This is a genomic window from Streptomyces sp. NPDC021356 (assembly GCF_040641015.1).
Lineage (GTDB): Bacteria > Actinomycetota > Actinomycetes > Streptomycetales > Streptomycetaceae > Streptomyces.
Map to the genome: position 1 here is coordinate 126,555 of NZ_JBFACU010000012.1, position 12,045 is coordinate 138,599.

General features: G+C 73.9%; 12 protein-coding genes. 6 read left to right on the plus strand and 6 right to left on the minus strand.

The genetic code is table 11. The features are described from left to right. The 4 genes from AB0G56_RS18385 to AB0G56_RS18400 all read right to left on the minus strand — a co-directional run bounded on the left by AB0G56_RS18385 (position 1) and on the right by AB0G56_RS18400 (position 4,688). Positions 1–1,386, minus strand: coding sequence for an NADP-dependent succinic semialdehyde dehydrogenase (locus AB0G56_RS18385; RefSeq protein ID WP_360970302.1), 1,386 nt, complete (start codon positions 1,384–1,386; stop codon positions 1–3). A 77-nt stretch (positions 1,387–1,463) separates the two neighbouring features. After that, positions 1,464–1,874, minus strand: a complete 411-nt coding sequence (locus AB0G56_RS18390) for an NUDIX domain-containing protein (RefSeq protein ID WP_360970534.1) — start codon at positions 1,872–1,874, stop codon at positions 1,464–1,466. Between the two features lie 125 nt (positions 1,875–1,999). After that, positions 2,000–3,538, minus strand: coding sequence for an ATP-dependent DNA ligase (locus tag AB0G56_RS18395; protein ID WP_360970304.1), 1,539 nt, complete (start codon positions 3,536–3,538; stop codon positions 2,000–2,002). 121 nt (positions 3,539–3,659) lie between these two features. Continuing rightward, positions 3,660–4,688: an NAD(P)/FAD-dependent oxidoreductase gene (locus tag AB0G56_RS18400; RefSeq protein WP_360970306.1), complete on the minus strand. Its 1,029-nt coding sequence runs from the start codon at positions 4,686–4,688 to the stop codon at positions 3,660–3,662. A gap of 83 nt (positions 4,689–4,771) precedes the next feature. On the opposite strand from AB0G56_RS18400, the gene AB0G56_RS18405 reads away from it, so the two are divergent. From AB0G56_RS18405 to AB0G56_RS18430, 6 genes are all read left to right on the plus strand, one after another. Continuing rightward, positions 4,772–5,365, plus strand: a complete 594-nt coding sequence (locus AB0G56_RS18405; RefSeq protein WP_360970308.1) for an XRE family transcriptional regulator — start codon at positions 4,772–4,774, stop codon at positions 5,363–5,365. A gap of 80 nt (positions 5,366–5,445) precedes the next feature. Continuing rightward, positions 5,446–6,423 carry an NADPH:quinone oxidoreductase family protein gene (locus AB0G56_RS18410; protein ID WP_360970310.1) on the plus strand — a complete coding sequence of 326 codons (978 nt, stop codon included), beginning with the start codon at positions 5,446–5,448 and terminating at the stop codon, positions 6,421–6,423. 53 nt (positions 6,424–6,476) lie between these two features. Beyond that, the gene (locus AB0G56_RS18415) at positions 6,477–7,643 is read left to right on the plus strand and encodes an acyl-CoA dehydrogenase family protein (RefSeq protein WP_360970536.1); all 1,167 of its coding nucleotides are present in this window, start codon (positions 6,477–6,479) and stop codon (positions 7,641–7,643) included. After that, positions 7,640–8,743: an acyl-CoA dehydrogenase family protein gene (locus AB0G56_RS18420; RefSeq protein ID WP_360970312.1), complete on the plus strand. Its 1,104-nt coding sequence runs from the start codon at positions 7,640–7,642 to the stop codon at positions 8,741–8,743. Before AB0G56_RS18415 ends, AB0G56_RS18420 begins: the two co-directional genes overlap by 4 nt. 173 nt (positions 8,744–8,916) lie before the next feature. After that, positions 8,917–9,816, plus strand: coding sequence for a phosphatidylinositol-specific phospholipase C/glycerophosphodiester phosphodiesterase family protein (locus AB0G56_RS18425; RefSeq protein ID WP_360970317.1), 900 nt, complete (start codon positions 8,917–8,919; stop codon positions 9,814–9,816). A 124-nt stretch (positions 9,817–9,940) separates the two neighbouring features. Then, complete coding sequence (locus AB0G56_RS18430) at positions 9,941–10,135, plus strand: hypothetical protein (RefSeq protein ID WP_360970319.1); 195 nt, start codon at positions 9,941–9,943, stop codon at positions 10,133–10,135. 84 nt (positions 10,136–10,219) lie between these two features. On the opposite strand, the gene AB0G56_RS18435 is transcribed toward AB0G56_RS18430, so the two are convergent. Continuing rightward, positions 10,220–11,419, minus strand: coding sequence for a phosphodiester glycosidase family protein (locus AB0G56_RS18435; protein WP_360970321.1), 1,200 nt, complete (start codon positions 11,417–11,419; stop codon positions 10,220–10,222). A gap of 175 nt (positions 11,420–11,594) precedes the next feature. Beyond that, positions 11,595–11,942, minus strand: a complete 348-nt coding sequence (locus tag AB0G56_RS18440; protein WP_360970323.1) for a VOC family protein — start codon at positions 11,940–11,942, stop codon at positions 11,595–11,597. Positions 11,943–12,045: the final 103 nt, after the last annotated feature.

Sequence of the window (12,045 nt, forward strand, 5' to 3'; positions counted from 1 at the left end):
TCACGCTCCGTGCCATACCGTCGTGATGTTGCAGAACTCGCGGATTCCGTGCCCGGACAGCTCACGCCCGTACCCCGACCGCTTCACTCCGCCGAACGGGAACGCCGGATGCGAGGCGGTCATCCCGTTCACGTACACCCCGCCCGCCTCTAGGTCCCGTACGAAGCGGTCGACCTCGTCCCCGTCCCGCGTCCACACGTTCGAACTGAGCCCGAACGACGAGTCGTTGGCGATCAGCACCGCCTCGTCCAGGTCGGCGGCGCGGTAGAGCGTGGCGACCGGGCCGAAGGCCTCCTCGCGGTGGATGCGCATCTCACGGGTGATGCCGGCGAGCACGGTCGGCGGGTAGTACCAGCCGGGGCCGCCGGGCCGTTCGCCGCCGCACAGCACGTCCGCCCCGCTGCGCCGGGCGTCGTCGACCAGCTCCTCCAGGTCGGCCCGGCCCCGCTCGCTGGCGAGCGGCCCGACCTCGGTGCCCTCCAGCATCGGGTCGCCCGTCCTCAGGGCCCGCATGCCGGCCACGAACCGCTCGGCGAAGGCGTCGTAGACGTCCGTGTGCACGATGAACCGCTTGGCCGCGATGCAGGACTGCCCGTTGTTCTGCACGCGCGCGGTCACCGCGACCTCGGCGGCCCGGTCGATGTCGGCCGACGGCATCACGACGAACGGGTCGCTGCCGCCCAGCTCCAGCACCGTCTTCTTGACCATCTCCCCGGCGGTGGACGCCACGGCCCGCCCCGCCGGTTCGCTGCCGGTCAGCGTGGCCGCCTTCACCCGCTCGTCGCGCAGGATGTCGTCGACCGCGCCGGAGCCGATCAGCAGGGTCTGGAAGCAGCCCTCGGTGAAGCCCGCCCGGTGGAACAGGTCCTCCAGGTACAGGGCGGTCTGCGGCACGTTCGAGGCGTGCTTGAGCAGGCCGACGTTCCCGGCCATCAGCGCGGGCGCCGCGAACCGTACGACCTGCCACAGCGGGAAGTTCCACGGCATCACCGCGAGCACAGGACCCAGCGGCCGGTAGCGGACCAGGGCCCGCGAGGCGCCGGAGTCCTTCACGTCGGCGGCGGCCGGTTCCTCGTCGGCGAGCAGTTCCTCCGCGTGCTCGGCGTACCAGCGCATCGCCTTGGCGCACTTGGCGGCCTCCGCGCGCGCCTGCTCGACCGGCTTGCCCATCTCGGTGGTCATCACCCGGCCGATCTCCTGCCGGTCCTCGTCGAGCAGCTCTGCGGCCCTGTTCATCAGGCGGGCCCGCTCGGCGAAGGACGTCGTCCGGTACGTGCGGAAGGTGGCCTCGGCGAGCTGGAGCCGGCGCTCGACCTCCTCCTCGCCCATGGCCTCGTACGTCTTGATCGTCTCGCCGGTGGCCGGGTTCACCGTGGCGATGGACATGGCTGACCTCCCTCGGGAGCGGGCTGTGCTTCGACCTTCGCGCGCCGCGCTGCCCGCCGCAACGCGTGCGGCCCTCGTCAGAGCGAGTGCTCAGCCAGTCGGTCGAGAAACGCGCTCTGGGCGGTGACGATCACCTCACGGGCGCGGTCGAGGCCGAGCCACGCCACCCGGTCCAGTTCGGGGAACTCCTGGGTCCGCCCCGAGCGCGGGGGCCACTCCATCGTGAACGTGCCCGGGACGACCGCCGCCGGGTCGAGGTCGCCCTCGACCGCCCAGACGGTCACGGTCTTGCCGCCCGCCTGGCGGACCTCGCCGAGCGGTACCGCCTCGCCGTCCGGCGGAGCCACGCCCAGTTCCTCGCGGAACTCTCGCCGGGCGGCGCTCAGGGCGGGTTCGTCCGGCGCGTACTCGCCCTTGGGCACGGTCCAGGCGCCCGCCTCGCGACGGGACCAGAACGGCCCGCCCATGTGGCCGAGCAGGACCTCCAGGCCGGTGCCGTCCGCGTCGGTGCGCCGGGAGCCGTCCGCGTCGGCGTGCGGGAGGCCGTCCGCGCCGGTGCGCCGAAAGAGGAGCAGCCCGGCGCTGCGCCTGCTCCGCCCGCTCCCTTTCTCGCTCACGGCCGTACCTCCGGGTGCGCGGCCAGCAGCGTCTGGACGGTGTCGGCGTTCTCGGGGCGCTTGTCCTCGCGGTAGCGCACGACCCGGGCGAAGCGCAGGGTGACGCCCGCCGGATAGCGCGTGGAGCGCTGCAGGCCGTCGTAGGCGATCTCGACGACCAGTTCGGGGCGTACGACCACGCCCCACCCCTTCTCCTCGACGGCCAGCCCCCGCAGCCGCTCGGTCTGCCAGGCCAGCATGGCGTCGGTCATCCCCTTGAACGTCTTGCCGAGCATCGCGAAGCCGCCGGCGGCGGTCAGGGCGCCCAGGTGCAGGTTGGACAGCCTGCCGGTGCGGCGGCCGTGTCCCCACTCGGCGGCCAGCACCACGAGGTCGAGCGTGTGGACGGGCTTCACCTTCAGCCAGGACGCCCCGCGCCGGCCCGCGCTGTAGGGGGCGTCGAGCGCCTTGACGACCACGCCCTCGTGCCCCCGCTCCAGGCTCCGGGCCAGGAACTCCTCCGCCCGGGCGGTGTCCTCGGGCCCGGCGACGAGCGTCCGCCTCACCCGCATCGGCTCCGGGACCAGCCGGGCCAGCTCGGCGTGCCGCTCGGCGAACGGCAGGTCGAGCAGGTCGCGGTCGCCGACCGACAGCGCGTCGAAGAAGACCGGGGACACCGGCACCGCCTCGGCGGCCGTAGCCACGTCCAGCCGGGAGCCGACGCGTCCGGCGGTCTCCTGGAAGGAACGCGGCCGGCCCTCGGGAGTGAAGGAGAGCACCTCACCGTCCAGGACGAACCGCTCGCCCGGCAGCCCGAGCACCGCCGCGCCGACCTCCGGCAGCCGGGCCGTGATGTCGTCCAGCGTGCGGGTGTGGATCCGGACGCTGTCGCCGTCCCGGTGCACCTGGACCCGGATCCCGTCCAGCTTCTCCTCCACGGCGCACGCGCCCAGCTTCTGCACCGCCTGGGCGACCGAGGAGGCGCTGTGCGCGAGCATCGGCAGCACCGGACGGCCCACGGTGAGCCGGAAGCGCTCCAGTGCCGGCGGGCCCTGCGAGAGCAGGGCCTGCGCCACCGTCTGCAGGGAACCGGCCAGCATCACCGCCCGCCGTACGTCCGCCGCCGGGGCGCCCGTCGCCGCGGCCAGCCCCTCGACCGCGACCGCGTCGAGCGCGCCCTGGCGGACCTCGCCGGTCAGCAGCCCCAGCAGGAACCGCTGCTCGTCCTGTGTCGCCGCGCCCATCAACTCCCCGACCATCCGGGAGCGCTCGGCCTGCGACCCGGCGCCGGAGACCTTGCCCAGCTCGCTCAGCCGGACGTCGACCTCGCGCACGGTGAGCGAGGGCTCGGCGGCCGCAGGGACGCGGCGGCCGAGCACCTTCCACCCCACGCCGAGCCGTCCCTGCGGGAGCCTGCCCGCGAGATACGGGATGACGACCGGCACGTCCTCCGCCGCCGCCTCCCGGAACAACTCCGCCAGCAGGGCGGTCTTGCGGGACCGCGCGGAGGAGGCGGCGACCTCCTGTGACACCTGTGCGAGCCGGGCGAGCAACATGCAGCCATGGTGCACCGCGACAGACGCCCGCACACCCCCGCCCCGGCGGTGCGGCGGGCGGAGGGGCCTGTGCGGGGCTGGCCGGCCCGGCGGGGCCGTGATCGCCCGCCGCGACCAGCGCCTACGCCTTCGCCGGCTGCGGTGTCTCCGGTACCTCAGGGGCGTCCGCCGCCTCGATCGCCGCGTCCAGGTCGGCGAACAGGAGCTCGCCGTTGATCGCCGCCCCGGCGCGGTAGCCCCGGCTGGCCGCGTTGACCACCTGCTCGGCGAAGCCGCTGGCGTTCCCGGCCGCCCACAGGCCCGCAACCGTCGTCAGGCCCCGCTCGTCGATCACCGGGTAGGCACCGAAGGGTGTCTCGCGCAGTTCGGCGCCCAGCCGCAGCAGGAGCTCGTTGCGCGGCACCGCACGCGGCGCGACGAACAGGACCTGGCGGGCGTGCGTCGTCCCGTCCGCGAGCCGCACCCCGGTCAGCCGGCCGTCCTCGACGACCACTTCCGCCACCTCGCCCGGCACGACGCCGACGCCTGCCGCCGCGAGCCTGCGCAGGTCGGTGTCGGACAGTTCGTCCTCGGCGACCTGGTGCAGGAACAGCCTGACGTCCTTGGACCACTGGCTCACCATCAGCGCCTGGTGCACGCTCATCGGGGTCGTGGCGAGCACGCCGAAGGCCTGGTCGCGGACCTCCCAGCCGTGGCAGTAGGGGCAGTGCAGCACGTCCTCGCCGAACCGTTCGGCCACGCCCGGGAGCGTGGGCAGTTCGTCCCGCAGCCCGGTGGCGACGACCAGGTGCCGGGCGTGGACGGTACGGCCGCTCGCCAGGGTCACGTCGAACCCGCCGTCCACGTTCCGTGCGGCGTCCACCGCCCGGTCCCGGACGAGCCCGACCCCGTACCGCGCGATCTCCTCCCGGCCGGTGGCCAGGAATTCGGCCGGTGACATGCCGTCCCGGGTCAGGAAACCCTGCATGTGCGCGGCGGGCGCGTTGCGCGGCTCGCCCGCGTCGACGACCAGCGTGCGCCGCCGGGCCCGGCCGAGCACCAGCGCGGCGGACAACCCGGCCGCACCGCCGCCGACGACGACCACTTCGTACCCCTCGGTTCCGCGTCCCTGGGCTCCGGGGCCCTCGGTGCGGTCGGTCCTCTCGGTCATGGTGACCACCTCCCTCTCGTTCACGACGGTCGCCCGAACCCTGCGGGATTGACAAATGCGTTTGCTGATTCTGCAATAGTGGTATGACGACGGACGACGTACTGACGGGCGTGGGACCGAGGCTGCGGCGCATCCGCAAGGAGCGGGAGGTGACCCTGGTGGCCCTGGCGGAGACGACCGGCATCTCCGTCAGCACCCTCTCGCGGCTGGAGTCGGGCCTGCGCAAGCCCAGCCTGGAACTGCTGCTGCCGATCGCGCAGGCCCACCAGGTGCCGCTCGACGAGCTGGTCGGCGTGCCGCCGGTCGGGGACCCCCGGGTGCGGGCGAAGCCGATCGTGCGCGGGGGGCGTACCCACTGGCCGCTGACCCGGCAGCCCGGCGGGTTGCAGGCGTACAAGGTGCTCGAACCGCGGCGCAAGGAGGAACCGGTGCCGCGGAGCCACGAAGGGTACGAGTGGCTGTACGTGCTTTCCGGGAAGCTGCGGATCGTGCTGGGCGACCACGACGTGGTGCTCTCTGCGGGGGAGGCGGCGGAGTTCGACACGCGGGTGCCGCACTGGTTCGGGTCGACGGGGGAGGGGCCGGTGGAGTTCCTGAGCCTGTTCGGCCCGCAGGGCGAGCGGATGCACGTGCGGGCACGGCCCGCACAGCGCGGCGCGACCGGCGAAGGCGACTGAGGTTCCCTGTTCCCCTGAGAGCAAGCGACCGCTTAGTATGCCGTCGACCGGTCGGACGAGCAGTGCGGTGGAGGCGGCGCATGCAGGCATGGCGAGTGCACGAGAACGGCGAGCCGAGCGAGGTGATGCGGCTGGAGGAGACCGAGCGGCCCACGCCCGGTCACGGCCAGGTCCTGCTCGCGGTACGGGCCGCCAACATCAACTTCCCGGACGCCCTGCTGTGCCGGGGCCAGTACCAGGTCCGGCCCCCGCTGCCCTTCACCCCCGGAGTGGAGATCTGCGGCGAGACCGAGGACGGACGCAGGGTCTTCGCCAACCCGGCGCTGCCCCACGGCGGTTTCGCCGAGTACGCCGTCGCCGACGCCGCCGCGCTGCTGCCGGCCCCGGAGGCACTGGACGACGCCGAGGCCGCGGCCCTGCACATCGGCTACCAGACAGGCTGGTTCGGCCTGCACCGCCGGGCCCGTCTCCAGGCCGGTGAGACCCTGCTGGTCCACGCCGCGGCCGGCGGTGTCGGCAGCGCGGCCGTGCAGCTCGGCAAGGCGGCAGGCGCCACGGTCATCGGCGTCGTCGGCGGCCCCCGCAAGGCGGCGGTGGCCCGGGAGCTGGGCTGCGACGTCGTCGTCGACCGGCGCGGCGAGGACGTGGTCGCGGCCGTCAAGGAGGCCACCGGCGGCCGGGGCGCCGACGTGATCTACGACCCGGTCGGCGGTGAGGCGTACGCCCAGTCCGCCAAGGTCGTCGCCTTCGAGGGCCGGATCGTCGTCGTCGGCTTCGCCGGCGGGACCATCCCGAGCCCGGCCCTGAACCACGCCCTCGTCAAGAACTACTCGATCCTCGGCCTGCACTGGGGCCTCTACAACACCAAGATCCCCACGCTCGTCCAGGAGTGCCACGAGCAGCTCACCGAGCTGGCCGCCCGGGGCGCGATCAAGCCGCTGGTGAGCGAGCGGGTGCCGCTGAGCGGCGCCGCGGACGCCGTGCAGCGGGTCGCCGACGGCGCCACCACCGGGCGTGTCACCGTGGTGCCCGCACTGGAGAACGGAGCCGCCCTGTGAGCAGCGCCGATCGCCGCCCCGAGACCGGCGGCCGCCCCTTCGACGCGGACGGACTGCGCCGCCGCACCCGGGAGTTGCTCGCCGCGCATCCGCCCCGGGACACCGACCGCCTCGCCTTCCTCCAGGCCCGCTTCGACGCCGGGCTGGCCTGGGTGCACTTCCCCGAGGGCCTCGGTGGACTCGGCGCGCCCCGCTCCCTGCAGGCCGTGGTGGACGCCGAACTGGAGGCCGCCGGCGCCCCCGACAACGACCCGCGCCGGATCGGCATCGGCCTCGGCATGGCCGCCCCGACCATCCTGCGCTACGGCACCGAGGAGCAGAAGCAGCGCTTCCTGCGGCCCCTGTGGACCGGCGAGGAAGTCTGGTGCCAGCTGTTCAGCGAGCCCGGTGCCGGCTCCGACCTGGCCGCCCTCGGCACCCGGGCCGTCCGCGACGGCACGGGGGACTGGGTGGTCGACGGGCAGAAGGTGTGGACCTCCAGCGCCCACCTCGCCCGCTGGGCCATCCTCATCGCCCGCACCGACCCCGACCTGCCCAAACACCAGGGCATCACCTACTTCCTGTGCGACATGACCGACCCCGGCGTCGAGGTCAGGCCGCTGCGCCAGATCACCGGCGAGGCCGAGTTCAACGAGGTCTTCCTGACCGGCGTCCGCATCCCCGACTCCCAGCGACTCGGCGAAGCGGGCGACGGCTGGCGGGTCGCGCAGACCACCCTGATGAACGAACGCGTCTCCATCGGCGGCATGCGGCTGCCCCGCGAGGGCGGCATGATCGGCCCGGTCGCCAGGACCTGGCGCGAACGCCCCGAACTGCGCACCCACGACCTGCACCGGCGGCTGCTGGAACTGTGGGTGGAGGCCGAGGTCGCCCGCCTCACCGCCGAGCGGCTGCGCCAGCAGCTCGTCGCCGGCCAGCCCGGCCCCGAGGGCTCCGGCATGAAGCTCGCCTTCGCCCGCCTCAACCAGGAGATCAGCGGCCTGGAGGTGGAACTGCGTGGTGAGGAGGGGCTGTTGTACGACGACTGGACCATGCGCCGTCCCGAACTGGTCGACTTCACCGGCCGCGACGCCGGCTACCGCTACCTGCGGTCCAAGGGGAACAGCATCGAGGGCGGGACCAGCGAGGTCCTGCTGAACATCGTCGCCGAGCGCGTGCTGGGCCTGCCCGCCGAACCGCGCACAGACAAGGACGTCGCCTGGAAGGACCTGGCCCGATGAGCACCCAGCCGGACCTCCTGCACTCCGCGGAGGAAGAGGCGCTGCGCGCCGCCGTACGCGACCTGCTCACCGATCACTGCCGGCCGGCGGACGTGATCGCGCGAGTGGAGTCGCCGACCCCGCACGACCTGCCCCTGTGGAAGACGCTCGCCGGCGGCATGGGCCTCGCGGGCCTGCTGGTGCCCGAGGAGCTGGGCGGCCAGGGCGCCACCCACCGCGAGGCCGCCGTCGTCGTGGAGGAACTGGGCCGCGCGGTCGCGCCCGTGCCCTACCTCACGAGCGCCGTCGTGGCCACCGAGGCGCTGCTGGCCTGCGGCGCGGACGAGCTGGTGACCGAGCTGGCCTCGGCCACGTCCATCGGGGTGCTCGCCGTCGGGCTGCACACCGCGCCGGGCGCCCCCTACCCCGTCGTACGACGGGAGAACGGCAGCCTGCACGGAGAACTGACCGCCGTCGCCGACGCGACCACCGCCGACGTGCTGCTCGTGCCCGCCGACGACGGAGGCCTGTACGCGGTCGCGTCGTCCGCCGCGACCGTCACCGGGCAGGTCTCCCTGGACCTGACGCGCCCGGTGGCACGCGTGCGGCTGGACGGGGCCGAGGGCCGCCGCCTCGGCGACGCCGAACCCGCCGTGCGCCGCGCCCTGCGCGCCGGGGCGGGACTGCTCGCCTCCGAACAACTCGGCCTCGCGGATTGGGCGTTGACGGAGACCGTGCGCCATCTGAAGGAGCGCAAGCAGTTCAACCGGCCCGTCGGCGGCTTCCAGGCGCTCAAGCACCGGCTCGCCCAGCTGTGGCTGGAGGTCGTCAACCTCCGCGCCGCCGCGCGCAACGCGGCCGACGCGCTCGCCCGGGACGAGGACGCCGATGTCGCGGTCGCCGTCGCCCAGGCCTACGCGGCGCCCGTCGCCGTGCACGCCGCCGAAGAGGCGGTCCAGTTGCACGGCGGCATCGGGATGACCTGGGAGCACCCGGCCCACCTCTACCTGAAGCGGGCCAAGGCGGACTCGATCGCGTACGGCACCGCGGGCGCCCATCGCGACGCGCTGGCCCGCCTGGTCGACCTGCCGGCGCCCCCGCCCTCCGGACCCAGGCCCTGACAGCCCCGGGAGGCCCGCACCCTTGAGGGCGCGGGCCTCCGCCGCGCCTGCCGTCCCCGAATGAACGCATGCGGACCATCCGGCCAACTCGGCCCGCGACCGGACGCGTTGAGCGTCAGCCGCACGCATACTCCCCTGAGGACCCGTACGCCCCTCAAGGGAGGCAGAGCAGCATGGCCCTCACCACCCGTCGCAGAGCCCTCACCACCCTCGGCGGCGCCCTCGCGGGCACCGTGGCGCTGCCCGCCGCGCAGGCCGCCGCGCAGCCCGTTCCGGCGGCCGCCGCCGGAGAGCGGCGGCGCGGACCGCGCCCGCTCCGGCACGCCCACGCCCACAACGACTACGAGCACCCGCGGCCCCTGCTGGACGCGCTCGACCACCGCTTCGGCAGCGTGGAAGCCGACATCTACCTCGTGGACGGCGAGCTCCTGGTCGCCCACGACCCGGTCGACCTCGACCCGAGACGCACCCTCGAAGCCCTCTACCTCGACCCGCTGGCCGCCCGGGTCCGCGCCCACCACGGCTCCGTCTACCGGGGCCGGCGCGAGCCCCTGCAACTCCTGATCGACATCAAGACGGAGGGCGCCGCCACCTACCTCGCGCTCGACCGGCACCTGGCCCGCCACCGCCACCTGTTCACCACGTACGCGCACGGCCGAGTCCACCCGGGCCCGGTCACCGCCGTCGTCTCCGGCGACCGGGCGGCCCGCGCGCCCATGGAGGCGCAGACGGTACGCCGGGCCTTCTACGACGGCAGGCTCACCGACCTCGGCAGCGCCGCTCCCGCCTCGTTCATCCCGCTGATCAGCGACAACTGGACCTCGAACTTCACCTGGGCGGGAGCCGGGCCTTTCCCTGACGCCGAACGGCGCACCCTGCGGCGCATCGTGGGCCAGGCGCACGCCCACGGTCAGAGGGTGCGGTTCTGGGCCACCCCGGACGCGCCCGGAGCGGCCCGTGACGCTGTCTGGACCGAACTGCTCGCCGCCGACGTCGACCACCTGAACACCGACGACCTCGCCGGTCTGGAGGCCTTCCTGGACGCCCACGACGACCGGAGCGGCCGGTGCTGAGCCGGTCCTGAACCCTCCACAGAACCACACGTTCGGCGGACACGTCAGCCGCCCGGACGAACCCTCCGCTACGCCACACTTGCGGCCGAAAGCCGCGAAGTGGGCGTGGCGGAGGAGGTTCACGATGGCCATTTCCATCTCTGTGGTGCTGTTGCTCGCGATCCTGGCGATCATCTTCGTGCGCAACGGCGCGCTGAAGTTCTCGCACGCTCTCGTCTGCGGCCTCCTCGGCTTCTTCCTGGCCGGCTCCAGCATGGCCCCCACCATCCACGAGGGCCTGGCGGCCACCGCCGAGATCGTCAGCAGCCTGCGGCCCTGAGGCCCGTACGCGCAGGCGTCGGACGGGCGAGGCGAACAGGCGCGCGCCTGTCCGGCCCCGCGCGCCTGTCCGGCCCCGCGCGCCTCACGAGCCGGGGAACACCCCGATCCCGTTCGCGACCGCCCGCTCGGCGCCCCCGCTCGGATGGTTGAGCACACTCACCTTCGTCCCGCCGGATTTCCGGGCGACCAGCGTGCTGGATCCGCCGCCGTCCAGGCTGAAGCCCTCCGTCGCTCCCAGATCGCGCAACGCGGCGGCGACTTCGGCGAGGGTCAGACCACTGCGGTACTCGGACGCCCCGTCGAGGGCCAGGAGCAGCAGCCGGTGCCCGCCGTCCGCGATGCCCGCGGCGGTGCGCACGGCCGGCGTCGTGCCGTCGAGACCGGGCAGCGCGGCACCCCGGCGCAGCACCGGAAAGCCCCCGACCGCGAACGTGTACGCCACGCCGGAGGCCGCCGTCAGGCGGTGCTCGACGGTCACCGACTCGCCGGTGGACAGCTTGCGCAGGTGCTGCGCACCCCTCTCCCGGCCCACCAGCACCGTGGTGCCCGCGGGGACGGCTCCGCTGCCGGGCTTGTCGGCCCTGGCGACCACCCGGCCGCCCCTGACCGTCACCTCGTACGTGTCCGTACTGCACGGAGCGGCGCGGTCCGAGTCCGTGCCGCACACGGCACGGGCCCGGGAGAGGCCGCCCCAGTCGGAGGTGTACGCGCCGATCGAACCGACCGGCAGCGCGTACTGGTTGAACCCGCCGAGCTTCAGTCGCCCTTCGGGTGTGGTCACCGAGCCGGACAGGGCCAGCCGGTCGAGGCGGGCCGTGCGGTCCGCGTCCACCCCGAGGACGTCCTCGGTGCTCGTGCCGGGCGGCAGGGCGGGGCCGAACCGCTGCCCGCGCGGCACGGCGGCCTTCAGCGCCCTCCCGTCCGCGATCTCCGGGCCGACCGCCGAGCCGGTCGCCGGGACGCCCGGATGCTGGGTCTCGGTGATGTCGAAGAAGTCGCCGTTGATGCCCGCGAGCGCTCCCTGGGCGTCGGCGAGCCGGGACACCGTGCCGCGCGCCGCCACCGCGTCCGGATGCAACAGGCCCACGCGGACGTGCTTGTTGTTCAGGTCGACGCCGACCAGGTGGACGCGGACCCGCCCGTGGGCCGCGGCGAGGTCGAAGTCGCGGTACTGGACACCCGGCGCGATCTCCTCGGCACGTTGTGCGCCACCGGCCGGTGCCGCCGCTCCCACAAGGGCCGTTCCCGCCAGTGTGCAGGCGGCGAGGAGAACGGTCAGCACCGTTCTGCACCGCCCGGCCCGACGCGTCGCCACAACTCCCGCAGTGTTCACCGTGCCCCCTGATGCCTCGTCAACTCCGTACGGACTCAGGGAAGTGCAGCAGAAGCCGGTGCCCGGGGCGGTGTCCGGACACCGACGACTCGGCGACGGACGGGAAAACGCACTCCTTCGGGTGTCAGCGGTGCCCGAGCACGTTGACGACGCGACCGCCCGGGTCCCGGACGAAGAACCGCCGTACGCCCCACTCCTCGTCGGTGAGCGGGTGCACGATCTCCGCGCCGCGCTCGCGCAGCGCGGCGTGGGCGGCGTCGACGTCGTCGACCTCGACGCTCAGGTCGGGCGCGACGGGAGCCGTCCGGTCCGCACCCATGAAGCTGATCTGCGCGGCGGGGTTCACCGTGGACGCGAGCGTCCTGATCCAGCCGTGGTCCATGACCTCCTCGAAGCCCAGCAGCCCGTAGAACTCCGCGCTCTCCTCCATGGCTTCGGACCGGACGTTGGGTACGACACGGCGGACCTGCATCGGGCGGCTCCGGTGATCGCGCGGATGCCGCGCGCGGGCCGGTTCCGCGGGGGCGGAAGGGTCCGCGGGCGCGGACGGACGCGGCCAGCGTAGCGAAGCGGCG